Origin of the sequence: Amycolatopsis sp. NPDC088138, assembly GCF_044741685.1 — a bacterium.
Classification (GTDB): Bacteria; Actinomycetota; Actinomycetes; order Mycobacteriales; family Pseudonocardiaceae; genus Amycolatopsis.
The window spans coordinates 631,214-653,780 of record NZ_JBIUTB010000005.1 but is presented as its reverse complement, the minus strand read 5'-3'; the positions used below and the strand labels follow the sequence as shown (position 1 = coordinate 653,780).

General features: G+C 72.4%; 24 protein-coding genes. 13 read left to right on the top strand and 11 right to left on the bottom strand.

Features of this window, described 5'->3' with window-relative positions:
- Positions 1-79: 79 nt before the first annotated feature.
- The 10 genes from ACIOD2_RS29565 to ACIOD2_RS29520 form a co-directional block, all read right to left on the bottom strand.
- On the bottom strand, positions 80-1,027 hold the full coding sequence (locus ACIOD2_RS29565) for a DUF389 domain-containing protein (protein WP_400544952.1): 948 nt from the start codon (positions 1,025-1,027) through the stop codon (positions 80-82).
- Positions 1,027-2,805 carry an aspartate--tRNA ligase gene (aspS, locus tag ACIOD2_RS29560; RefSeq protein WP_400544949.1) on the bottom strand — a complete coding sequence of 593 codons (1,779 nt, stop codon included), beginning with the start codon at positions 2,803-2,805 and terminating at the stop codon, positions 1,027-1,029. The genes ACIOD2_RS29565 and aspS overlap by 1 nt, the downstream gene beginning before the upstream one ends.
- A gap of 82 nt (positions 2,806-2,887) precedes the next feature.
- A complete protein-coding gene (gene merB / locus ACIOD2_RS29555; RefSeq protein WP_400544946.1) occupies positions 2,888-3,490 on the bottom strand; it encodes an organomercurial lyase in 603 nt (200 codons plus the stop codon).
- A 915-nt stretch (positions 3,491-4,405) separates the two neighbouring features.
- The gene (locus tag ACIOD2_RS29550; RefSeq protein WP_400544944.1) at positions 4,406-6,307 is read right to left on the bottom strand and encodes an intein-containing Rv2578c family radical SAM protein; all 1,902 of its coding nucleotides are present in this window, start codon (positions 6,305-6,307) and stop codon (positions 4,406-4,408) included.
- Positions 6,308-6,374: 67 nt separating this feature from the next.
- Positions 6,375-7,787, bottom strand: a complete 1,413-nt coding sequence (gene sthA, locus ACIOD2_RS29545; RefSeq protein WP_400544942.1) for a Si-specific NAD(P)(+) transhydrogenase — start codon at positions 7,785-7,787, stop codon at positions 6,375-6,377.
- A 64-nt stretch (positions 7,788-7,851) separates the two neighbouring features.
- A complete protein-coding gene (locus tag ACIOD2_RS29540) occupies positions 7,852-8,802 on the bottom strand; it encodes an LLM class F420-dependent oxidoreductase (RefSeq protein WP_400544938.1) in 951 nt (316 codons plus the stop codon).
- Complete coding sequence (locus ACIOD2_RS29535; protein WP_400544936.1) at positions 8,799-10,898, bottom strand: prolyl oligopeptidase family serine peptidase; 2,100 nt, start codon at positions 10,896-10,898, stop codon at positions 8,799-8,801. Before ACIOD2_RS29535 ends, ACIOD2_RS29540 begins: the two co-directional genes overlap by 4 nt.
- A 20-nt stretch (positions 10,899-10,918) precedes the next feature.
- Positions 10,919-11,770 carry a PPK2 family polyphosphate kinase gene (locus ACIOD2_RS29530; protein ID WP_400544934.1) on the bottom strand — a complete coding sequence of 284 codons (852 nt, stop codon included), beginning with the start codon at positions 11,768-11,770 and terminating at the stop codon, positions 10,919-10,921.
- A gap of 17 nt (positions 11,771-11,787) precedes the next feature.
- The gene (locus ACIOD2_RS29525; RefSeq protein ID WP_400544932.1) at positions 11,788-12,255 is read right to left on the bottom strand and encodes an SRPBCC family protein; all 468 of its coding nucleotides are present in this window, start codon (positions 12,253-12,255) and stop codon (positions 11,788-11,790) included.
- On the bottom strand, positions 12,252-12,572 hold the full coding sequence (locus tag ACIOD2_RS29520) for an ArsR/SmtB family transcription factor (protein ID WP_400544930.1): 321 nt from the start codon (positions 12,570-12,572) through the stop codon (positions 12,252-12,254). The genes ACIOD2_RS29525 and ACIOD2_RS29520 overlap by 4 nt, the downstream gene beginning before the upstream one ends.
- Positions 12,573-12,716: 144 nt before the next feature.
- On the opposite strand from ACIOD2_RS29520, the gene rocD reads away from it, so the two are divergent.
- The 3 genes from rocD (at position 12,717) to ACIOD2_RS29505 (ending at position 16,162) form a co-directional block, all read left to right on the top strand.
- A complete protein-coding gene (rocD, locus tag ACIOD2_RS29515) occupies positions 12,717-13,949 on the top strand; it encodes an ornithine--oxo-acid transaminase (protein ID WP_400544928.1) in 1,233 nt (410 codons plus the stop codon).
- Between the two features lie 157 nt (positions 13,950-14,106).
- Entirely contained in the window at positions 14,107-15,465 is a 1,359-nt protein-coding gene (locus ACIOD2_RS29510; RefSeq protein WP_400544925.1) for a DUF2252 domain-containing protein, read from the top strand.
- A gap of 145 nt (positions 15,466-15,610) precedes the next feature.
- A complete protein-coding gene (locus ACIOD2_RS29505; RefSeq protein ID WP_400546169.1) occupies positions 15,611-16,162 on the top strand; it encodes a phosphatase PAP2 family protein in 552 nt (183 codons plus the stop codon).
- Here the strand turns inward: ACIOD2_RS29505 and zapE are convergent.
- Positions 16,116-17,138: a cell division protein ZapE gene (gene zapE / locus ACIOD2_RS29500; RefSeq protein WP_400544923.1), complete on the bottom strand. Its 1,023-nt coding sequence runs from the start codon at positions 17,136-17,138 to the stop codon at positions 16,116-16,118. The genes ACIOD2_RS29505 and zapE overlap by 47 nt on opposite strands.
- A 100-nt stretch (positions 17,139-17,238) precedes the next feature.
- Between zapE and ACIOD2_RS29495 the strand changes: the two genes are divergently transcribed.
- From ACIOD2_RS29495 to ACIOD2_RS29450, 10 genes are all read left to right on the top strand, one after another.
- Positions 17,239-17,973, top strand: a complete 735-nt coding sequence (locus ACIOD2_RS29495; protein ID WP_400544920.1) for a pyrimidine reductase family protein — start codon at positions 17,239-17,241, stop codon at positions 17,971-17,973.
- Positions 17,970-18,530 (top strand): RNA polymerase sigma factor, encoded by a 561-nt coding sequence (locus tag ACIOD2_RS29490; protein WP_400544917.1) that lies wholly within the window; start codon positions 17,970-17,972, stop codon positions 18,528-18,530. The genes ACIOD2_RS29495 and ACIOD2_RS29490 overlap by 4 nt, the downstream gene beginning before the upstream one ends.
- Positions 18,530-18,943 carry an Asp23/Gls24 family envelope stress response protein gene (locus ACIOD2_RS29485; protein WP_400544914.1) on the top strand — a complete coding sequence of 138 codons (414 nt, stop codon included), beginning with the start codon at positions 18,530-18,532 and terminating at the stop codon, positions 18,941-18,943. The genes ACIOD2_RS29490 and ACIOD2_RS29485 overlap by 1 nt, the downstream gene beginning before the upstream one ends.
- 90 nt (positions 18,944-19,033) lie before the next feature.
- Entirely contained in the window at positions 19,034-19,471 is a 438-nt protein-coding gene (locus tag ACIOD2_RS29480) for an Asp23/Gls24 family envelope stress response protein (protein WP_400544911.1), read from the top strand.
- Entirely contained in the window at positions 19,468-19,716 is a 249-nt protein-coding gene (locus ACIOD2_RS29475) for a hypothetical protein (protein WP_400544908.1), read from the top strand. The genes ACIOD2_RS29480 and ACIOD2_RS29475 overlap by 4 nt, the downstream gene beginning before the upstream one ends.
- A 40-nt stretch (positions 19,717-19,756) precedes the next feature.
- A complete protein-coding gene (locus tag ACIOD2_RS29470; protein ID WP_247011731.1) occupies positions 19,757-19,933 on the top strand; it encodes a hypothetical protein in 177 nt (58 codons plus the stop codon).
- Complete coding sequence (locus tag ACIOD2_RS29465) at positions 19,930-20,280, top strand: hypothetical protein (RefSeq protein ID WP_400544905.1); 351 nt, start codon at positions 19,930-19,932, stop codon at positions 20,278-20,280. The genes ACIOD2_RS29470 and ACIOD2_RS29465 overlap by 4 nt, the downstream gene beginning before the upstream one ends.
- A 2-nt stretch (positions 20,281-20,282) precedes the next feature.
- A complete protein-coding gene (locus ACIOD2_RS29460; RefSeq protein WP_400544902.1) occupies positions 20,283-20,819 on the top strand; it encodes a DUF6286 domain-containing protein in 537 nt (178 codons plus the stop codon).
- The gene (locus ACIOD2_RS29455; RefSeq protein ID WP_400544899.1) at positions 20,816-21,415 is read left to right on the top strand and encodes an alkaline shock response membrane anchor protein AmaP; all 600 of its coding nucleotides are present in this window, start codon (positions 20,816-20,818) and stop codon (positions 21,413-21,415) included. Before ACIOD2_RS29460 ends, ACIOD2_RS29455 begins: the two co-directional genes overlap by 4 nt.
- A 26-nt stretch (positions 21,416-21,441) precedes the next feature.
- Positions 21,442-22,521 carry an ATP-dependent DNA ligase gene (locus ACIOD2_RS29450; RefSeq protein WP_400544896.1) on the top strand — a complete coding sequence of 360 codons (1,080 nt, stop codon included), beginning with the start codon at positions 21,442-21,444 and terminating at the stop codon, positions 22,519-22,521.
- Positions 22,522-22,567: the final 46 nt, after the last annotated feature.

Sequence of the window (22,567 nt, the reverse complement as noted above, 5' to 3'; positions counted from 1 at the left end):
TGTCACCGACCCTACTCGTGACTGAGCAACCATGACTACTGACATCCGGACAACAAGAGGCATCCCGCCCGGATCCGGGTCACCCGGGTGAAAGCGGGCGCAGCCCCTCCGGGGAACGGTGCCCATTCCGGCGCACGATCAACACAACTGCCGCTGCTGCAACGATTCCGAGAAGGTTGACCAGCAGCTGGCCGATCGACTGGAGACACCTGCTCCACTCCCCCGCCACGGCCGCGACGACCGCGTATCCCGCGGCCGGCACCGTGGTCACCGAGATGAACACCCCCACGAGCGCGGCCGACTTCGCCGACGTCATGGCGAGCATCCCGGCCGCGCCGGCGAGCATCGCCACGACCAGCGACGGTACGCCCACCGAGAACACGAAGTCGACCTCGTTGTGCTGCTTCAACTCGAACGCCTGCGCGCCGAAGACGTCCGTCACCCGGACCAGCAGCGCGCCACCGAGCGTGACGACCATGGCCAGCGGGAAGCCGACGCCCAGCGCCACGCCCGCCTGCCGCACCAGGTCCCACCGCCGCAGCACCACTCCGACCGCCAGCGCCGCGAGCGGCCCGAACTCGGGCCCGACGACCATCGCGCCGACGATCGTCACCGCCGAGTCGGTCAGCACGCCGACCGAGGCGAGCAGGCACGCGATGGTGAGGAACGCCAGGAACGTCACGTTGAGCCGCGACTCCTCGCCGGTGCGCGAGAGCAGCTCCTGCCACACGACGGCGTCGGCGCCCTCCCCCGGTGCCTTCTCCTCGGCCGCGTCGGCGGCGTCGGACAGCGCGGTGTCGAGCGCTTCGAGGGTGATCCCGCCGGTGCGGTCGAGCTCGAGCACGCACAGCGCCGCGACGATCTCGTCCGCGGCCTCCCGGGCGATGTCGGCCTCGACCAGGTCACCCTCGGGCGACACGGCGACGCCGCGGTGCACGACCAGGTGCGCCGTGCCGGCGTGGGCCCGCAGGATGTCGAGCGCCGGGGCGGTCTTCTCCTGCGGGCACACGGCCCTCAGGTGCAGCACTAGTTCTGCGCGGCGGGAGCGGCGGGCTTCGCGTCGATGCCGGCCTCCTTGCGCTGCTGCGCGGTGATCGGCGCGGGCGCCGCGGTCAGCGGGTCGTACCCGCCGCCGGTCTTCGGGAACGCGATCACGTCACGCAGCGAGTCGGCCTTGGCCAGCAGCATGACGATGCGGTCCCAGCCGAAGGCGATGCCGCCGTGCGGCGGCGGGCCGAAGGCGAAGGCGTCGAGCAGGAAGCCGAACTTCTCCTGCGCCTCCTCCTCGCCGAGGCCCATCAGCGCGAAGACGCGCTTCTGCACGTCACCGCGGTGGATACGGATCGAGCCACCGCCGATCTCGTTGCCGTTGCAGACGATGTCGTAGGCGTAGGCCAGGGCGTTGCCCGGGTCCTGCTCGAACTTGTCGATCCACTCCGGGGTCGGCGAGGTGAACGCGTGGTGCACCGCGGTCCACTTGCCGGAGCCGACGGCGACGTCGTCGCCGATGTCCTCGACCGGCGCGAACAGCGGCGCGTCGACGACCCACACGAACGACCAGGCGTCCTCGTCGATCAGGCCGAGGCGCTTGCCGATCTCGTCGCGCGCGGCGCCGAGCAGCGGCTGCGTGCTCGCGGCCTTGCCGGCGGCGAAGAAGACGCAGTCGCCGACCTGGGCGCCCGCCGCCTTGGCGACGTTCTCGCGCTCGGTCTCGGACAGGTTCTTGGCGACCGGGCCGCCGAGCGTGCCGTCCTCGTTGACGAGGATGTACGCGAGGCCGCGCGCGCCGCGCTGCTTCGCCCACTCCTGCCACGCGTCGAGCTGGCGGCGCGGCTGGGAAGCGCCGCCGGCCATCACGACCGCGCCGACGTAGGGCGCCTGGAACACGCGGAACGGCGTGTCGGCGAAGAACTCCGTCATGTCGGTGATCTCGAGGTCGAAGCGCAGGTCCGGCTTGTCCGAGCCGTACTTGGCCATGGCCTCGTGGTAGGTGATGCGCGGGATCGGCCGCGGGATCTCGTGCCCGATCAGCTTCCACAGCGCGGTGACGATGTCCTCGCCGACCTTGATGACGTCGTCCTGCTCGACGAAGCTCATCTCGATGTCGAGCTGGGTGAACTCCGGCTGCCGGTCGGCGCGGAAGTCCTCGTCCCGGTAACAGCGCGCGATCTGGTAGTACCGCTCCATGCCGCCGACCATGAGCAGCTGCTTGAACAGCTGCGGCGACTGCGGCAGGGCGTACCAGGAGCCGGGCTTGAGCCGCGCCGGGATCACGAAGTCGCGGGCGCCTTCGGGGGTGGAGCGGGTCATCGTCGGCGTCTCGATCTCGACGAAGTCCTGGTTGTGCAGCACCTCGCGGGCGGCGCGGCTGACCTCGCTGCGCAGCCGCATGGCCGCGGCCGGGCCGCTGCGGCGCAGGTCGAGGTAGCGGTGCTTGAGGCGGATCTCCTCGCCGACGTCGACCCGGTCGTCGATCGGGAACGGCAGCGGCGCGGCCTCGGACAGCACCTCGAGCTCGGTCGCGAGGACCTCGATCTCGCCGGTCGGGATCTCGGCGTTCGCGTTGCCGTCGGGGCGCTTCGCGACCTCGCCGACGATCTTGACGCAGAACTCCGAGCGCAGCGCGTGGGCGCGCTCGGCCATCTCACCCTCGCGGAAGACGACCTGGGCGACCCCGCTCGCGTCGCGGAGGTCGATGAAGATGACGCCGCCGTGATCTCGCCGCCGGGCCACCCATCCGGTGAGGGTGACGGTCTGTCCGGCCTGCTCGGCACGCAGGGTGCCGGCGTTGTGAGTGCGGAGCACTGCGACTGCTCTCCTTCGACATGGGCGGTTCTCGCTGCCTGGAAAGGCTAACGAACCGCCCAGCGTACGACGCTGCCAGGTGTCAAAGAACGAACTTCGGGCGGGCCTCCAGCGCGGCCACCAGCCGGTGGGCCTGGGCGAGGTAGGCGGCGACCTGGTAGATGCGGCCGCCGGGGTGCGAGACCAGCCAGTTCGCGGCCGCCGACGCCGACGCGAAGAACGGCTGCCCGGCGCAGGCGACGGCGTCGGCCCGGTCGAGCCCGAAGCCGAGGTCGACCGCGGCGACGACGGCCGACGGCGGGTCGGCCTGCAGGATGCCCCACGAGGTGAGCTCGATGCGGATGCGCGTGCCGGTGACGGGACAGGTCGCGACGGCGTGCACCCGCTCGTTGGTCGCGATGGCCAGCAGGAACATGTCGACCGAGCCGTCCGGGCCCGCCCCGAGGGTGCCCTCGGCCGGCTCGAGCCGGTGCTGGGCGCCGCGTGGCGCGGGGCCGGTCGAGACGAGGTCGCGGTGCAGGGTGAACCCGATCAGTTCGACGAGCCGCCGCGCCTCGGCCGGCGCGACTCCGACGGTCGCGGCCAGCCGGTCGACGCCCACCGGGTGACGCCCGGCCCGGGTCAGCTTCAGCGCGGCCCACGCGAGCCGGGCGGCCGCGACACGGTCGGTATGCGAGGTCGTCAACGTCCGGCTCCTTTCGGTTCGATCCCTTCGACGTTAGGCGCCGGTGAGGGGAACGGACAACGACACGATCGGACATTTTCCCGGAAGCCACCGACACGGCCCACGCAAGCGCCCCCGGGTTACGGCGAACGGTGCAGCGGAACCGTGTCCGGGGTGACGGCCTCACTCACACGGCCGCCCGGTGGGAGGATCACGTACCGGAACTGTGGTCCATAAAGGACAGTCAAAGCGCCGGGGCTGGGTCCGCGCCCCGGCGCCGTCAGCGTAGCGGGAGTCGCCCGCGGCCGGGTCGACTTCCCACTGAACGGGCACCGCACGGGTTGGCTGTCGTCGGTTCCGCGACATCGGCCCGAAGACCGTCACAGCAACCGGAGCTGCTGCGTCGCCGAGGCGCCGCTGGGCGGAGCGCGGTTCGGCCGCCATGGGTGCCGCGACACCGGTCCGACGACCGTCACTCCCAGGGCGCTTGAGGCCATGAGGGTGCCCCTCACGACCTACGCACTTCAGCGAGCCGCCGCGAGCCGGTGCGAATTCACCACCACACCCGAGTTGCTGGGCCGCCCGCGCCTCGGCCCATGCGCATGAGGGGCACCCTCAGGGCGTTTATGACCATGAGGGTGCCCCTCACGACCTACGCGCTTCAGCGAGCCGCCGCCGCGAGCCGGCGCAAATTCACCACCACACCCGAGTTGCCGAGCCGCCCCGCGCCTTGGCCCGTAGGTCGTGAGGGGCACCCTCAGGGCGCTTACGACCATGAAGGTGCCCCTCACGACCTACGCACTTCAGCGAGCCGGCGCTCAGACCTGCACGGCCGCCTCCCGCAGCGGAGTCGTCCAGCGGGTCCGCGCACAGGAGGCGTAGCTGCTCCGCGGCCGAGACGTCGCCGAACTGAATGCGCACCCCACCGGCCCACCGTCACAGCAGGCGAAGCTGCTCCACGACCGGAGGATCGTCAGGCGGCGGGGGCGGCGGTGGCTCCTGCCCGCGCGGGTCGTAGCCCGTCTTCGGGGCCAGGCCGTGGCGGCGCAGCAGCGGCGCGACCCGCTCCCCGAGCCGCTCGCGGTACGCCTTCTGGACGTAGCTGCCCTTCGCGTACAGCTCCCGGTAGCGCGGCACCAGCGCCGGGTACGTCCCGGCCAGCCAGCGGCCGAACCACTCGCGGGCACCCGGGCGCAGGTGCAGCGGGATCACCGTGACGCTCGACGCGCCGACCTCGGCCAGGCGCGCGAACAGCGCGTCGAGGGCCTCGGCGGAGTCGGTCAGCCACGGCAGCACCGGCGCCACCAGCACCGAGCACGGCAGCCCGGCCTCGCGGGCCTTGCGGACCAGCTCCAGCCGCGCCTGCGGGCTCGGCGTGCCCGGCTCGAGACGGTGCTGCAGCTCGCGGTCGAGCAGCGCGATCGACACCGCCAGGCTCACCGGGACGTCCCGGGCGACGTCCTGCAGCAGCGGCAGGTCCCGGGACAGCACGGTGCCCTTCGTGAGGATCGACAACGGCGTGCCGGAGCGTGCGAGCGCGGTGATGATGCCCGGCATCAGCCGGTAGCGGCCCTCCGCGCGCTGGTACGGGTCGGTGTTGGTGCCCATCGCGACGTGCTCGTGCCGCCACGACGGCCGTTTCAGCTGCGCCGCCAGCACCTGCGGGGCGTTGATCTTGACGACCACCTGGGTGTCGAAGTCGTGGCCGGCGTCGAAGTCGAGGTAGGTGTGGGTGTTCCGGGCGAAGCAGTTGTGCGACACCATGCCGTCGGCGATGAAGTCGCCGGTGCCGGTGGTGATGTCGAACAGCGGGAGCTGCAACCCCAGCGGCTCGATCGTCTCGACGAGCCGCCTGCTGGCGCCGATCACCGAGCCGTCGAGCGACCGTTTCCAGCCGACCGCCGGGTTGCTCAGGTGCAGGAACCGCAGCACCTCGGCCGCACCGCCCAGCAGCCGGACCTCTTGGCGCGTCGGGAACTTCGGCACCTCGTCGAGCTGGTGGGCGAAGCCGAACGCCGTGAGCGCCGCGGCGAAGGCGTCGGCGATCTCCGGCTCGTCGTGCGCGATCGACAGCATGCCGCGGCCGTGGCTGCCGGCGAGGTCGAAGACACCGGCCAGGAACCCCCGCCGCCAGTGCGCGTCCGGGTCGGACGGCACCTTCAGGAACCCGACCGACGCCCCGAAGTCCGGCAGGTACTCCACCGCCCGCGCGGCCGCGTCCGGTTCCGCGGCGAACCCACCGGACCGCAGCATCCCGCACAGGTAGCCGGCGCGGTAGCCGAGGGTTTCGTCCGGCGTCGGCGCGAACCGGCCGACGCCGATCAGCTCGGTCCCCGGGGTCAGGTGTGGGCGCTGCGCGGCGCCGAGCTTGCTGCCGGTGACGTGCTTCCAGCCCTTCGACGTGAGGAACCGGTGGTCGCCGCTCGCGACGAGCCGCGTGCCGTCTTCCAGGGTGACGCGGTAGGCGTCGCGCAGGGTCGTCCAGTGCGCGAGCACCCTGGTTGGCACCAGCCGCCGGGCCGCGCCGTGGCCGCGGGTGCCGTAGATCTCGTCGCCGGCCTTCAGCTCGGACAGCGCCCGCGTCCGCCCGTCGGCGAGCAGGATCCGGGTGCCGCCTTCGAGGCAGTAGGTGCAGGCGTGGGAGCACCCGCGGTAGGGGTTCACCGTCCAGTTGAACGGCACCCCGGAGCCCCCGGGCACCTTGTTCAGCACCGAGCGGGCGTTCACCTCGTGAAAGGTGACGCCGTCGAATTCCGGTGACCGCACGGAGCGCACCAGGCCCTCGAGCCCGGGCAGTGCCGGCTCACCCTCCCCTGCTCGCTGCCGATCCCATCGCACAACGTCAGTCGAACATATGTTCTAGTCGAGTGTCAAACGCGTTCGCCGGGAGCGGAGTGGACGCATCTCAGGCGGTGAAGCGGTCCAGCGCGCGGATCTTGTTGTGCGCGTCCAGCGCCGCGACCTTGTAGGCCTCCGAAAGCGTCGGGTAGTTGAACACCGCGTCCACGAGGTAGTCGACCGTGCCGCCGCAGCCCATGACCGCCTGTCCGATGTGGACGAGGTCCGTCGCGCCCGTGCCGAAGACGTGCACACCGAGCAGCTTGCGGTCCTTTGTGGACACCAGCAGCTTCAGCATGCCGTAGCTGTCACCGGTGATCTGGCCGCGCGCGAGCTCGCGGTAGCGCGCGATGCCCACCTCGTACGGCACCGAAGACGACGTCAGCTGTGCCTCGGTCGAGCCGACGTAGGAGATCTCCGGGATCGTGTAGATGCCGATCGGCTGCAGCGCGCCGAGGCCGTTCGCCGGTTCGCCGAACGCGTGGTAGGCCGCGAGCCGGCCCTGGTCCATCGACGTCGCCGCCAGCGCCGGGAAGCCGATCACGTCGCCGACCGCGTAGATGTGCGGGACCTCGGTGCGGTAGTACTCGTCGACGACGAGGCGGCCGCGCTCGTCCGCGGCCAGCCCGGCCGCGTCCAGCGCGAGCGCGCCGGTCATGCCCTGGCGGCCGGCGGAGTACATCACGCCGTCGGCCGGGATGCGCTTGCCGCTGACCAGCGTCGTGATCGTGGCGTCGTCGGACACCGCGACGTCGGCGACCTTCTCGCCGAAGCGGAACGTGACGCCGAGGTCGCGCAGCTGGAACTTCAGGGACTCGACGATCTCCGGGTCGCAGAAGTCGAGCATCTGGTCACGCTGCTCGACCACGGTGACGCGCGAGCCGAGCGCGGCGAACATCGACGCGTACTCGATGCCGATCACGCCGGCGCCGACCACCACGAGTGACGACGGGATCTGCTCGAGCCGCAGGATCTCGTCGGAGTCCAGGACCCGGGCGGCGTCGAAGTCGACGTGCCCGGGCCGCGCGGGCCGGGTGCCCGTGGCGATCACGACGTAGTCCCCGGTCAGGGTCCGGCGGTCGCCGGCGTGCTTGCCGTCGACGATGACCGTGTGGGGGTCGGCGAACGAGCCGGTGCCGGCGATCAGGTCGACGTGGTTGCGCATCAGCTGCGCCCGCACCACCTGGACCTCGCGCCCGACGACGTGCTGGGTGCGCGCCAGCAGGTCGGCGATGGTGATGTCCTGCTTGACCCGGTAGCTGGCGCCGTACAGCTCGCGCTGGTTCATGCCGGTCAGGTAGAGGACGGCTTCGCGCAGCGTCTTGGACGGGATCGTGCCGGTGTTGACGCACACCCCGCCGACCATGTCGTGCCGGTCGACGACCGCCACCTTCTTGCCCAGTTTCGCCGCCGCGATGGCGGCCTTCTGCCCGCCCGGGCCGGAACCGATGACGATGAGGTCGTACTCGTGCTCGCTCACGCTGTCGAGCCTGCGCACCCGGAGCCCGCCGCGCAACCCCCGGCGGGTGAAAATGCGGCTTCGGTCAGCGCGGGGCCAGCGCGCGGACCTGCTCGAACGGATCACCGCCCGTCGGGAGCAGGGCGATGATCGGGGTGGTCAGGCCGTTGTCCACGTAGGACTGGACCTGCTCGCGGCACGAGTCGAGGCTGCCGTGGACCACCAGCTCGTCCACCACCGAGTCGGGGATGACCTGGTTGGCCTTCTGCCGGTCGCCCGCGGCCCACGCCTCGTGCATCGGCGCGAGGGCCTCGCCGCGGCCGAGCCAGTCGTGGAACGCCGCGTACACCGGGACGGTCAGGTAGCTCGAGATCAGCATCCGGCCCAGGCCGCGGGCCGCGGCGGCGTCCTCGGTGGGGCAGACGAAGATCCGGGCCGCCAGCTCGACGTCCGGGCCGACGACAGAGCGCACCTTCGGGACGTCCGTGGCGGCCAGCCAGTTGGTGATGGCGCCGTCGGCCTCGCGGGCGGCCAGGCGCAGCATGCCGGGGCGCAGGGCGGCGAGCATGATCGACGGCGGCGGGTCGGCCGGGCGCTCCAGGCGGAACTTGCTCACGGAGAACGTGTCGTACTTTTCGCTGACCTTCTCCCCCGTCAGCGCCGAACGCAGGAAGCGCAGCGTGTCGCGAGACCGCTTGAACGGCTCTTCGAACGGGGCCGCGTTCCAGTTCGAGACGATCACCGGGGACGACGCGCCGATGCCGAGCACGAACCGGCCCGGCGCCAGCTCCGCCACGGTCGCCGCCTGCATCGCCAGCAGGCCGGGGCCACGCGTGTAGACCGGCACGATCGCCGTGCCGAGCCGCAGCTGCGGCGCCCACTGCGACGCGAGCACGAGCGGCGTGAACGCGTCGGTGCCCGCGGTCTCGGCCGTCCACGCGTCGGTGTAGCCCAGGTCGGGCAGCTGCTCGACCAGCTCGCGGTGCGCCGTCAGCGGCACGCCGGTCAGCGGAATCGTGATGCCCCAGCGGCTCATGCGGTCTCCTTGTCCACGGCGGAAAGCTCACGCAGGATCCAGTCGACCTGGGTGCGCATCAGGTTCTCCGCGACCTCTTCGGCCTGCGGTGTCATGTGGGTGGCCCCCGCCAGCGGCAGGAACACGTGCGGGCGGCCCTTCGCCAGCAGCGCCGACGAAAGCCGCAGCGAGTGGGCGACGAACACGTTGTCGTCGGCCAGCCCGTGCACGATCAGCAGCGCCCGGCTCAGCTCCCCAGCGCCCTCGATCAGCGAGTTGTGCGCGTAGCTCTCCGGATCGTCCTGCGGTTTCCCGAGGTAGCGCTCGGTGTAGTGCGTGTCGTAGAGCGACCAGTCGGTGACCGGCGCGCCCGCGACCGCCGCGTGGAAGACGTCCGGGCGGCGCAGCACGGCCAGCGCGGACAGGTAACCGCCGTAGGACCAGCCGCGGATCGCGACGCGCTCGACGTCCAGCTCCGGGAACCGCGCGGCGGCCGCCTGCAGGGCGTCGACCTGGTCCTGCAGCGTGACGTCGGCGAGGCGGCCGTGGACCTCCCGCTCCCACCGCGCGCCGCGCCCGGGCGTGCCGCGGCCGTCGGCGACGAGCACCGCGAACCCCTGGTCGGCCAGCCACTGCGAGGTCAGGAACGCGTTGCGGCTCTGCAGCACGCGCTGGGCGTGCGGGCCGCCGTACGGGTCGAGCAGCACCGGCAGCTTGCCCTCACTGGGCTCGTACCCGCGCGGCAGCAGCAGGGCCGCGCGCAGGCCGCGCTCCCCCAGCGTCAGCCAGGTCAGGTTCGGCACGATGTCGGGATCGACCGTGTGCACGGCGATCGACGCGACCTCCGAGCCGTCCCGCAGCACCGCGACACGCGGGCCGCTGTGCTCCAGGCTCCACGACGAAAGCACCGTGACACCGGCGTTCCCGGCTCCGTGGTGCACACCATCCACAGTGGACAGACGGCGCACCGAGCCGGTTTCCGTGCGGTAGACGTGGATCTGCGTCGAGTCTTCGTCCGACGCGCTGAAGAGCAGCTCGTCACCGACGTCGAGCACGCCGCGCAGCTGCAGCCCGGCCGGGGTGACCGCCTCGTCGCCGACGTAGAGCCGGTGGTCGCCGTCGACCAGGCGCTCGGTGACCAGGCGCCCGTCCGGCGTCCACGCGGGGACGCCGCCGACGATGTCGATCCAGTGCTGGTCGGACGCGGTGTGCACGACCGACGTCGAGCCGTCGGTGACGTCGAGGGCGAGCACGTCCATCCGGGTCTGGTCGCGCGGCTCCACGGCCAGCAGCGGCGCGCCGCCCGCCGACCAGTGCACCGAGGCGAGGTACTCCCACTCCCCCGGTGCGACGTCGACGCGCGCGCCGTCAAGACCCAGGATCGCGAGGCTGACCAGCGCGTTCGTGGTCCCGGCCGCGGGGTAGGCGACGACGTTGGCCGGATTCTGCGGGTTGGCCGGGTCGGCGATGGTCCAGCGCGGCACCGGGCCGCGGTCGGCGCGCTCGGCCAGCAGGCTCGCGCCGTCGGGGGCCCACCAGTAGCCGCGGGTGCGGTCCATCTCCTCGGCGGCGATGAACTCGGCCTGCCCCCAGGTGACGTCCTCGTCCTCCTCGCCGGCCAGCACCCGGTCCTCGCCGGTGGCCAGCTCCAGCACGTGCAGCTGCCGGTTCTGCGCGTACGCGACGTGCGTGCCCGCCGGGTTCGGGCGCGGGTCGACGACCGAGCCGTCGACCCGCAGTGTCACGTCGCCGGACGCGAGATCCAGGGTGTAGAGCTTGCCCGAGAGCGAGAACGCCGCGACCGTGAAGCCCGCGTCGACGCCGTAGTGCACGACCCCGCCGCCGGTCTCGCGGGCCCGTTCGCGCCGCGCGCGCTCCTCGGCGGGCAGCTCCTCCTCGCCGGGCAGCAGCTCGGCGGCGTCGACGAGCTTCGTCTCGGCACCACTCGCGAGGTCGGCCGACCACAGGCTGTGCCGCGGGTCGGTACCCGACTCCGCGCGCAGGAACAGCACACGCGAACCGTCCGGGGCGACCCGGAACGCCTTCGGCGCGCCGAGGGTGAAGCGCTGGGTACGGGCCTGTTTGCGGAGGAACGGGAGATCGTCGACATCGGTCACGCCCGCACTCTTTCAGACGCTCACGCCGGTACGCCAACACCCTTCAGCTTGGCCAGCTCGGTGTCGACGTCGAAGCCCGGCTCGGGGAACTTCGGGTCCAGCTCGGCGAGCGTCTCGATGAGCAGCTCGGCGACCGCCCAGTTCCGGTACCACTTGTGGTCGGCGGGCACGACGTGCCACGGCGCGTGGTCCGTCGAGGTCTTTTTGAAGATGTCGGCGTAGGCCTCCTGGTAGGCCGGCCAGTGCGAGCGCGCCTCGAGGTCACCCGGGTTGTACTTCCAGTGCTTGTCGGGCGTCTCCAGCCGGGCCTTCAGCCGCTTGAGCTGCTCCTCGGGCGAGATGTGCAGGAACACCTTGACCACGGTCGTGCCGGCGTCGGCCAGCTCCTGCTCGAACGCGTTGATCTCGCTGTACCGGCGCCGCCGCTCGGCCGCGCTGAGCAGCCCGGACACCCGCGGCACGAGGATGTCCTCGTAGTGCGAGCGGTCGAACACGCCGATCTGGCCGGCCACCGGCAGCTGCTTGCGGATCCGCCAGAGGTAGTGGTGGCGCCGCTCGGCCGGGGTGGGCGCCTTGAACCCCGAGTAGTGCACGCCCATCGGGTTGACCAGGCCGAGCACGTGCGAGACCGTGCCGCCCTTGCCCGAGGTGTCCATGCCCTGCAGCACCAGCAGGACGCTGCGGCTCCCGCCGCCGACCCCCTCGGCGTAGAGCGCCTCCTGCAGCGCGGCCAGCCGCTGCCCCGCGTCGTCGAGCTTCGCGAGGGCCTTGGGCTTCTTGCCGGGCCCGACCGGCGCCGAGCCCGGGTCCGGCAGCTCCCCGGTGACCCGGAGCGCGTCCCGGACCCGGCTTCCATCGTCCTTCTTGGCCATCCCGTGACGATAACCAGTCAGGCGGCGGCTTTCTCGGCGAAGAGCTTGAGCAGGCCGCCGTGTCCGCCGTCGGACGAGACGCCGTCACGGACCTTCGCCGCGGTCTCGCCGTGCCGCTCGAATCCGCGGTGCTCCAGCTCGACGCGCGTGCTGCGCGGCCCTTCCTCGATGAAGCGGACGTCGATCTCGCTGGCGTGTGCCGGGTCCGGGTCGGCCTTCCAGTCGCCGTCGATCCGCCACGACAGAACCACTCGGGCGGGTGGCTCCCAGACGAGGACCTCACCCCAGTCGCACTCGGAGCCGTCGGTCAGCCGCTCGTACCAGCGGCCGCCCGGCTTCGGCTCGAGGACGACCTCGGCGAGATCCGCCTCGCCGAGGTGGTGCTCGCGCGGCCACCAGCTGTCGAAGGCCTCGGTGTAGGTCTTGAACGCGTGCTCGCGCGAGCACGCGACGGTGATCGTCTTGCGGATCGGCTCCAGCGTCATGGCTGCTCCTCTTCGGTTGCTTCCGCCAGCTCGGCGAAGGACTTCAGCGCGTCGGACCACATGCGGTCGAGGTAGGCGCGCACCGCGGCGATGCCGTCGGGTTCGAGGCGGTAGAGCCGCTTCGTGCCCGCCGCCCGGTCGGCGACCAGGCCGGCCTCCTTGAGCACCTTGAGGTGCTGGGAGACGGCCGGGCGGCTGATCGGCAGGTCCGCGGCCAGCTCCCCGACCGCGCGCGGCCCGGCGCGGAGCGCTTCGACGATCGCGCGCCGCGACGGGTCGGCCAGCGCGGCCAGCTGGTCGCTTCCGTAAGTCGCCACGAACCGTAAGTTATGACTTACCGATGCTCGCGTCAACCGCCGCGCAGCGTTTCGGGGGTCGGCGATCGATACTGCGCAACGAACAACGGGTGAAAGCAATGATTCCCGGCTGAAGTCTGCGTGTACTGCCTCTAACCTGAACGTATGACGACGTTCGCCGGCCGGGAGACCGCCGCCCCCTCCGCCGCGAGCTTCATCGAGCTCGACGAGCAATGGAGCACGCACAACTACCACCCGCTGCCCGTCGTGATCGCCGAAGCCTCCGGGGCCACGGTGACCGACGTCGAAGGGCGGTCCTACCTGGACTTCCTCTCGGGCTACTCGGCGCTGAACTTCGGCCACCGCCACCCGGACCTGATCGCGGCCGCGGTCGCGCAGCTCGGCCGCGTCACGCTCACGTCGCGGGCGTTCCACCACGACCAGCTGGGCCTGTTCTGCCGCGAGCTGGCCGAGCTGACCGGCACCGAGATGGTGCTGCCGATGAACTCGGGCGCCGAGGCCGTCGAATCCGCCGTCAAGCTGGCCCGCAAGTGGGGGCACAAGGTCAAGGGCGTGCCGGACGGCACCGCCGAGATCATCGTGGCCGGTTCGAACTTCCACGGCCGGACCACGACGATCGTGTCGTTCTCCACCGACGAAACCGCGCGCGCCGACTTCGGCCCGTTCACCCCGGGCTTCGTCACGGTGAAGTACGGCGACGCCGCCGCGCTGCGCGACGCGATCACCCCGCGCACGGCCGCCGTGCTGCTCGAGCCGGTCCAGGGCGAGGCCGGCGTCATCGTGCCGCCGGAGGGCTACTTCGCCGACGTCCGCGCGGCCTGCGACGAGAACAACGTGCTGCTGATCGCCGACGAGATCCAGTCCGGCCTGGCCCGCACCGGCACCGTGCTGGCGCTGGACCACGAGGGCGTCCGGGCCGACGTCTACACGCTGGGCAAGGCCCTCGGCGGCGGCATCCTGCCGGTGTCGGCCGTCGTCGGCAGCCGGGACGTCCTGGGTGTGCTGAAGCCGGGCGAGCACGGCTCGACCTTCGGCGGCAACCCGGTCGCGTGCGCGGTCGGGCGCGCCGTCGTCAAGCTGCTGCGGACCGGCGAGTTCCAGCAGCGCTCCACCGACCTGGGCGCCCACCTGCACTCCCGGCTGACCGAGCTGGTCGGGACCGGGCTGTCCGAGGTCCGCGGCCGCGGCCTGTGGGCGGGCATCGACATCGCCCCCAGCGGCCCGTCGGGACGCGAAGCCTCGGAGGCGCTGGCCGCCCGCGGCGTGCTGTGCAAGGAGACGCACGAGCGCACCCTGCGCGTCGCGCCGCCGCTGGTGATCACCCGCGAGGAGCTGGACCGCGGCATCGACGCGATCGCCACGGTGATCCGCCCCTGAACCACCGGACGCCGCCGGGTGAGCCTCCCGCCCCGGCGGCGTCCGGAACGAACTCTGCTCGAAATGCCGTGAAGGCCACCTTGAGGGACTCTGAGTCCCTCAAGGTGGCCTTCACGGCATTCGGGAGCTAACCGGGCGGATCGGGCGTTGGACGGGTATGGGATCAGGGGATTGGGTCGAGCGGCCGCTGGTCGGCGCGGACAGCGTCACACCGGCCGAGCTGTACGAGCAGGGGAAGCGGCTCCGGGAGAAGACCCCGGTCACCGCGCATGACCACGAAGCCGCCGGGACGGATCGGCCGAGCCCGGAACAGTATTTCGAAGCCAGCAGTGAGGGGCGGCTGCCGGAGCTGGCGGAGCTGCGCCGGGAACGCATGCTCGCCTCGCCGTTCACGTTCTTCCGCGGCGCCGCCGGGCTGATGGGCGCCGACCTCGCCGGCACGCCCGATTCCGGGCTCACCGCGCAGCTCTGCGGCGACGCGCACGCGGCGAACTTCGGGCTCTACGGCACGCCCGAGGGCAAGATCGTGATGGACATCAACGACTTCGACGAGACCGTGCCCGGCCCGTGGGAGTGGGACCTCAAGCGGCTCGCGGCCAGCCTGGTGCTCGCCGGCCGTGAAGGCGGCATCGGCGAGTCCGGCTGCCGGGAAGCCGCCGAGGACGCGGCGAAGTCGTACCGGCGGACCATCCGCGCGCTGGCCGAGCTGCCGTTCCTGCGCTCGTGGAACGCGCTGCCGGACTCGTCGGTGCTGTCGAAGGCCCGCGCCGACGAGCTGATCGACGACTTCGCCGACGCCGCCGAGAAGGCTCGCAAGAACGACAGCGCGAAGGTCGTCGCGAAGTGGACCGAGCACGTCGACGACCACGAGACCGGCTTGGCGCGGCACCGGTTCGTCGAGGATCCGCCGGTGCTGACGCACGTCGACGAGGCGACCGCGGAGGCCGTCGCCGCCGGACTGGTGTCCTATGTGGACACCCTGCGCGAGTCCCGGCGGACGCTGATCTCGCGCTACCGGCTCGCCGACGTCGCCTTCCGCGTGGTCGGCACCGGCAGCGTCGGCCTCCGCAGCTACGTCGCGCTGCTGCACGGAAACGACGACGAAGACCTGGTGCTGCAGGTGAAACAGGCCCAGGCGCCCGCACTCGCGCCGTACCTCGGCCTCCCCGCGGCCGAGCACGAAGGCCGCCGGATCGTCGAGGGCGCCCGGCTCGTGCAGGCCGAGACCGACATCCTGCTCGGCTGGACCACGATCGACGGCGTCCCGTTCATCGTCCGCCAGTTCCGGAACCTCAAGGGCGACATCGACCCGGCGGAGCTGGAGAAGGACCACCTCGATGACTACGGCAGGCTCGCCGGCGCGCTGCTGGCCCGCGCCCACACGCGCTCGCTGCACCCGCAGCTGCTGTCCGGCTACTTCGCCGACGACTCGGAGCTGGACGAGGCGATCGGCGCGTACGCCGTGCGGTACGCCGACCGGACGGAAGCCGACCACGCCGCCTTCTCGGGGAGCTGACCGGACCGGAAGCCCTCGGCGCCGCTGCTCCCGGGCCGGCTGCCGCGGCCGTCACCTCGTGGCCCGCGCCCGCGGCGGCGCGGCATCACCGAAGTCATCGAACCCGCCGGTCACGGCTACGCTCGCACGGGTGAGGACGATGTGGGTGGCCGCCGCGGTGTGCGGCCTGCTGGCCCTGCTGCTGGGGCTCCCGTTCGCCGGCGGCACGACGCCCGGCGCCCTCGACTCGGCCGCCGCGGCCGCCGTCGCGCACCTGGGGCCGGGTGCGGCGCAGGTCCTGGTGCTGACGACCGAGCCGTACGTCGTGGTCACCCTGGGCGTCGTCGCCATCTTCCTGTGCCTGCGCGCCGGGCGGCGGCTCGAGGCCGCGCTCGCGGTGGCCGGGCCGGTGCTGGCGATCCTGCTCAACACCTGGCTGCTCAAGCCGGTGTACGACCGGTGGAAGAACGACACGCTGGTCTACCCGAGCGGCCACACCGTCGGCCTGGTCTCGGTGCTGACCGTGCTGGTGCTCGTCACGCGCAGGACCTACGTCGTCGTGCTGAGCGCGCTGGCCCTGCTGGCGGCCGCGGCCGGGCTGGTGGGAATGGGCTACCACTACCTCACCGACGTCGTCGGCGGCACGCTGTTCGCGGTCGCCGTCGTGCTCGTCACGTGGTCTGTGCCGCGTCGCGTGCCAGTGCCGTCAACCGGCTGACCGCGCGCAGGTACTTCTTGCGGTAGCCGCCCTCGATCATCTCCTCGGTGAACAGCGACGGCAGCGGGTCGCCCGAGACGACGACCGGGATCGCCCGGTCGTAGAGCCGGTCGGCCAGTGCGACCAGCCGCAGCGCGACGTTCTGGTCCGGCGCCGGGTGGACGCCGCGCAGGTGCACGCGGGTGACGCCGTCCAGCAGCTTCCCGTACCGCGACGGGTGCAGTTCGCCCAGGTGCGCGCACAGCGCGTCGAAGTCGTCCACAGTGGACCCTTCGTGCGCCGCGACGGACGCTTCCAGCTCGTCCGGCGAAACCGGCGGCGGCGCGTCCGGCAGGCCGCGGTGCCGGTAGTCCGGGCCGTCGACGCGCACCACGCCGAACCGGGCCGACAGCGTCTGGATCTCGCGCAGGAAGTCCTCCGCGGCGAAGCGCCCTTCGCCGAGCTTTTCGGGCAGGGTGTTCGACGTCGCTGTGATGTACACCCCGGCGTCCATCAGCTCCTGCAGCAGCCGGGTGACCAGGGTCGTGTCGCCCGGGTCGTCCAGCTCGAACTCGTCGATGGCCAGGATCCGGTGCTCCGACAGCCGACGCACGGCCTCGGCGAAGCCCAGCGCGCCGACCAGGTGGGTCAGCTCGACGAACGTGCCGTACGCCTTCGGGGACGGCGCCGCGTGCCACGTCGAGGCCAGCAGGTGGGTCTTGCCGACGCCGAACCCGCCGTCGAGGTAGAGCCCCATCGGACCTTGCGGCGCCGACGAGCCGCCGCCGAAGAGCCGGAACTTCTTCTTCGCTGCACGGGCACCGACGCGCTCGGCGAACGCCGCGCACGCCTCGACCGCGGCGGCCTGGCTGGGCTCGTCCGGGTTCGGGATGTAGGTGTCGAACCGCACCGCGTCGAAACGCGGCGGCGGCACCAGCGCCGTGATCAGCTCGTCGGCGCCGAGCTCGGGACGGCGGTCGGTCAGGTGCGCGGGCATGGTCGCAGAGCCTATCCGCCGCCTCGGCGGCCCAGGATCACCGGTGAGTAGCCGTATCCCCCGGTAGAGAACGGGTTTCGGGCCATGTTGGGATGACTGGGTGCGGAGTGTGTGGCCACCATCACCGGGCGAGCTGACCGGAGCCGACCTGGAGGCGATCTACGCCTACCCGGAGGCACTGGACCGACCCTGGGTGCAGGTCAACTTCGTCTCCTCCGCCGACGGCGCCGTCGAGGTCGACACGACGTCCGCTGGCCTCTCGCACGCCGCCGACCGGCAGGTCTTCCTGCTGGGCCGGGACCTCTGCGACGTGATCCTCGTCGGCGCCGGCACCGCGCGCGCCGAGAACTACCGCGGGGTCCGCGCGGGCGCGAAACGGCTGGAGCGGCGCCGCCGTCTCGGCTTCACGACCGTCCCGCCGATCGCCGTCGTGACGCGCACCGCGGACCTCGACCCCCACTCTCCGCTGTTCACCGACACGATCGTGCCCCCGATCGTGGTCACCACGACCGGTGCCGACACCGGGCACCTCGAAGGCGTCGAGGTACTCCGCGCGGGAGATGACGACGTCGACGTCACCCTCGTCCTGCAGCTGCTGGCCGGGCGCGGCCTGTACCGCGTCGACTGCGAAGGCGGCCCGCGCCTGTTCGCCGAGCTGATCGCCGCCGACCTCGTCGACCAGCTGTGCCTGACCGTCGCGCCGCTGCTCGTGGCGGGCGGGGCCGGGCGCATCGCCGCGGGTCCGGCGCCCGCCGTGCCACGCCGGATGGATCTCGCCTCCGTGCTCGTCGAGGACGGCTTCACGCTCCTGCGCTACCGCCGGGGCGCCGGATGAGCGACGACGTCACGCTGGTCGAACGCGCCGCCGAGGGCGACGAAGCCGCGTTCGGCGCGCTCGTGCGGCGGCACACCCCGCGGATGTACCGGGTGGCGCTGCGGATCACCGGCAGCGCCGCCGAAGCCGAGGACGTCGTCCAGGAGGCGTGGCTCGCCGCCTGGCGCTCGCTGGGCAGCTTCCGGCACGAGTCGGCCGTGTCGACCTGGCTCTACCGCGTCGTCACCAACGGCGCGCTCGCGATCCTGCGCCGCCGGAAGCCGACGATCTCGCTGGACGCGCCCGAACCCGCCGGGAAGTCCACTCTGGACAGTGCGCTGCTGGCCGCGGCCGATCCCGGGCCCGAGGGGCGCGTCGTGCGCGCCGAGGAGGTCGACGCGGTGCTGCGCGCGATCGGCAGGCTCGAGCTGTCCCAGCGGGTGCCGCTGGTGCTGCGCGAGCTGGAGGGGCTGAGCTACGAAGAGGTCGCGGAAGTACTCGACGTGAACGTCGGCGCCTTGCGCTCCCGCCTGCACCGGGCCAGGGTGGCGCTGCTCGCCGAGCTGAGGGAGCGGTGATGGCGCCGGAAACCGACCCGGAGCAGGACCCCCGCTGGGACGCGGTGCGCGCGGCCGCCCGGCGCCGCGTGCCGACCCCGCCCGGCCTGGTCGAACGCGTGCTGCGCGCGGTGGCGCGCGGCCGACGGACGGCGCTGGACGTGCCGAGCGAGGCCGGCCGGCTCCGGGTGACCGAGCAGGTCGTCGTCCGGCTGGCCGGCACCATCGCCGGGGCCCGCGCCCCGGCCGGTGTCCGGATCTCGGCCGTGGCCGTCGAGGAGGAGGTCGTCCAGGTGCTGGTTTCGGTCCGCTTCGGCGTCGCGGCCGACGAAGCCGCGGAGACGCTGCGGCGGGAGATCACCGCCGAGCTGTCCCGCCAGCTCGGCGTCACGACGGCGGTGAACGTGCACGTGGTCGACGTCCACCCCGGCTGACCATTCCCCCGAACGGGTGACCTTGCGTGAGGGCCCCGTGGTCGCGGGCATCGTAGGGACGACAAGACCGCTCGAGAGGAGCTTCCAGGCATGCATCCGGAACGGACCGAAAGCCCCGGCACGGTGACCCCGCTCAACGAGGAGGGCGCCGCCGGCCGCACCACGATCTCGTCGCTGGTGGTCCAGAAGGTCGCCGGCATGGCCACCCGTGAGGTCACCGGGGTGCACGCACTCGGCGGCGGCATGTCGCGGGCGTTCAGCGCCCTGCGCGAGCGCATCCCCGGCTCCGGCACGGTCACCACGTCCGGCGTGTCGGTCGAGGTCGGCGAGAAGCAGACCGCGATCGACCTCGACGTCGTCGTCGAGTACGGCGCGCGCATCGCCGACGTCGCCCGCGCGGTGCGGCGCAACGTGATCACCGCCGTCGAGCAGATCACCGGGCTCGAGGTGATCGAGGTCAACATCGCCGTCAACGACATCCACCTGCCGGGCGAGGACGAGCCCGAGCTCCCGTCGCGGGTGGAGTGACCGGGCGCGCGCGGGACGACCCGGAGGCCCGCGCGGCCTTCCGGGAGTTCGTGCGCACCCACCACCCCGACGTCGGCGGCGACCCGGCCGAGTTCGCCGAGGGGCTGGCGCGGTTCCGGGCCGGGCGCTCCGATGTGGACGATCCCCGGTTCGACGCGCCGATCCGCTTCGTGGTGAACCGCCGCGGGGTCGCCGCCGTGCTCGCGCGGCTCCGCCGTCGTCGCCGTCCGCCCCGAGTGCAGTGACCTTCCCCGTGACCACTTCTCCCCGTCCTAGGAGGACAACGTGAACGCAACGAAGACCGGGCTGCTGGCCGGGCTCATCCTCGGCCTGGCCGCGACCCAGGGGTTCACCGCGTTCCTGGTGACCCTGGCCGTCGGGATCATCGGCCTGGTGGCCGGCCGGGTCCTCGACGGCGAGCTCGACCTCGGCGAGCTGTTCGGGAAGGGCCGCGACAAGTGAGCAGGCTCCTCGACGTGCCGCGCGAGCTCGCCGAACCGGACGAGCGCGGCACCCTCACCATCGGCCACGCGGTGGTGCGCAAGGTCGCCCAGCACGCCGCCGACCAGGTGCCCGGCACCGCGCGGGCCGGCAAGAAGGGCGCGAACGCGCGGGTCGGCGGGCACGACAACGACGTCGACCTGGCGCTGGAGCTGGCCCTGCACTACCCGGCGGCGGTGCGCGCGGTCGTCGGCGACGTCCGCGAGCGGGTCGTCGAAGAGGTCGAGCGGATCACGTCCTACCAGGTCCGCACGCTGGCCGTGACGGTGTCGGCGCTGCTGCCCGACGTGCCGCCGAGGGTGCGGTAGCCGTGCGCCCGATCGTCCGTCTCCTGTCCACCCTGCTCGGCCTGGCCTTCGCCGGTGCCGGGGCCCTGCTCGCGCTCGAGGTCGGCTGGCACTGGTGGCACCCGGGCTCCGGGCCGCTGCTGGTGCCGTGGCCGCGCTGGCAGGCCGAGCTCGCGTCCCTGGGCTGGGACGCCCACACCGTGCGCGTCGCCGCCGTCGTGGTCGCCGTCGCGGGCCTGGTGCTGCTGCTGTGCGCGCTGGCGGCCAGGAGCCGCGCGGTCCGGCTGACCGACCCGGCCGACGACGTGAGCGTCTCGACGTCCCCGCGGTCGCTGGCCCGGCTGGTCGGGCTCGTCGTGCGGGCCCAGGACAACGTCGCGGGCGCGTCGGTCACCGCCAGCGCCCGGCGGGTCCGGGTGCGCGCGACCAGCAGGCTCGAGACCGAGGGTGAGCTGCGGCCGCGCCTGCTGGAGACCGTCGCCACGCTGCTCGACGACGTCCCGCTGGCCCGGCGGCCGAAGGTCAGCGTCGTCGTCGACTCGCCGAAGGACCGCCGATGAGCAAGTCAGCCGCCACCAAGGCCCTTTCCCGGTCGTACGCGGGCGAACGCGTGCTGACGTCCCTCGTCGGGCTGCTGGCCCTGCTCGGCGGGGCACTGGCGCTGGTCGTCGGCGCCGGCTGGCTCGGCGAGTTCCGCGGCCGCCGCCCGCTGCTCGACCCGATCGCCGTCGACTGGCTGGGCGGGCACGCCACACCCGCCCGCATCGCCGCGATCGTGCTCGGCGTGCTGCTGCTGGTGCTGGGCCTGCGCTGGGCGCTGCGGTCGCTGCGCCCGGAACCGCGGCCCGACCTGGACCTCGACACCACCGAGGGCGCCGAGCTGGTGGTCACCGCCGGGGCGATCGCGGGTGCGGTCCAGGCCGACGCGGAGCAGCTCGACGGCGTCAGCCGCGCCCGGGTCCGCGCGGTCGGCTCGCGGACTTCTCCCGCGTTGCGCATCACGCTGTTCCTGCACGAGGGCACCGACCTCAAGGGCGTCTGGGAGGACCTCGACCTCCGCGTGCTGACCAGGGCGCGCGAGTCGCTCGGCGTGGACGTCCTGCCGGCGGCGGTGCGGCTGGAGCTCGACACGAGCCAGGCCAAACGCGTGCGCTGAGCGGCGTTGTTCCGCAGAATGCCGTCATGCCCCTACCGCTGCAGCCGCCGCTGAAGCCGATGCTCGCCAAGCCCGCCAAGGCCATCCCGGACTCCGGCGGGCTGCTGTTCGAGCCCAAGTGGGACGGCTTCCGCTGCATCGTGTTCCGCGACGGCGACGAGCTGTACCTGCAGTCGCGCGCGGAGAAGCCGTTGAACCGGTACTTCCCGGAGGCGGTCGCGCGGCTGCTCGAGATCCTGCCGCCGAAGGTCGTGCTGGACGGCGAGCTCGTCGTCGCGCGGGACGGGCGGCTCGACTTCGACGCCCTCACCGAGCGGATCCATCCCGCCGAAAGCCGCATCACGCTGCTCTCGGCCGAGCAGCCCGCCGAGTTCGTCGCGTTCGACCTGCTCGCCCTCGGCGACGAGTCCTTCCTGGACGAACCGACCTCGGCCCGCCGCGAACGCCTCGAGAAGCTGGCCGACGGCCGGATCTCGCTCACCCCGGCCACCACCGACCCGGAGACGGCGCGGCACTGGTTCGAGCTGTTCGAGGGCGCCGGGCTCGACGGCGTCATCGGCAAGCCCCTGGACGAGCCCTACACCCCGGGCAAGCGGGTGCTGTTCAAGTACAAGCACGTGCGCACCGCCGACTGCGTGCTGGCCGGGCTGCGCTGGCACGTCGACGGCGGCCCGGGCGACCTGGTCGGCTCGTTCCTGCTCGGCCTGCACGACGAGGCGGGCGTGCTGCACCACGTCGGCACCATCGGGTCGTTCCCGAAGGAACGCCGTCGCGAGCTGGCCGAAGAGCTGGCGCCGCTGATCACCGACGGCGAAGACCACCCGTGGGGCGGCAAGGCCACCGGCGAGGCCCAGCGGATCCCCGGCGGGATCACCCGCTGGCGCGCCACCGAGCACGCCTGGGTGCCGCTGCGGCCCGAGCGCGTCGTCGAGGTGGCCTACGAGAACACCGAGGGTGGCATGCCGTCGCGGTTCCGGCACAACGCGCGGTTCGTGCGGTGGCGCCCCGACCGCGAACCCGCGTCGTGCGACTACGGCCAGCTCGACGAACCGGCTCGCTACGACCTCGACGCCGTGTTCCGCGGCCAGGTGGTGCGCACCCGCTAACCCGCGTCCCACACCGGACGTGGAAAGCTCGAAGGTGCCATTCTTT

Coding starts and splice junctions, on each gene's coding strand:
- ACIOD2_RS29525 (WP_400544932.1), bottom strand. CDS start 12,255: ATGACGCTGGAGCCGATCCGCAAGACGATCACCGTCGCGTGCTCGCGC.
- ACIOD2_RS29480 (WP_400544911.1), top strand. CDS start 19,034: ATGCATCCGGAACGGACCGAAAGCCCCGGCACGGTGACCCCGCTCAAC.
- ACIOD2_RS29490 (WP_400544917.1), top strand. CDS start 17,970: ATGAGCGACGACGTCACGCTGGTCGAACGCGCCGCCGAGGGCGACGAA.
- ACIOD2_RS29540 (WP_400544938.1), bottom strand. CDS start 8,802: ATGAGCCGCTGGGGCATCACGATTCCGCTGACCGGCGTGCCGCTGACG.
- ACIOD2_RS29450 (WP_400544896.1), top strand. CDS start 21,442: ATGCCCCTACCGCTGCAGCCGCCGCTGAAGCCGATGCTCGCCAAGCCC.
- ACIOD2_RS29485 (WP_400544914.1), top strand. CDS start 18,530: ATGGCGCCGGAAACCGACCCGGAGCAGGACCCCCGCTGGGACGCGGTG.
- ACIOD2_RS29510 (WP_400544925.1), top strand. CDS start 14,107: ATGGGATCAGGGGATTGGGTCGAGCGGCCGCTGGTCGGCGCGGACAGC.
- ACIOD2_RS29455 (WP_400544899.1), top strand. CDS start 20,816: ATGAGCAAGTCAGCCGCCACCAAGGCCCTTTCCCGGTCGTACGCGGGC.
- ACIOD2_RS29530 (WP_400544934.1), bottom strand. CDS start 11,770: ATGGCCAAGAAGGACGATGGAAGCCGGGTCCGGGACGCGCTCCGGGTC.
- zapE (WP_400544923.1), bottom strand. CDS start 17,138: ATGCCCGCGCACCTGACCGACCGCCGTCCCGAGCTCGGCGCCGACGAG.
- rocD (WP_400544928.1), top strand. CDS start 12,717: ATGACGACGTTCGCCGGCCGGGAGACCGCCGCCCCCTCCGCCGCGAGC.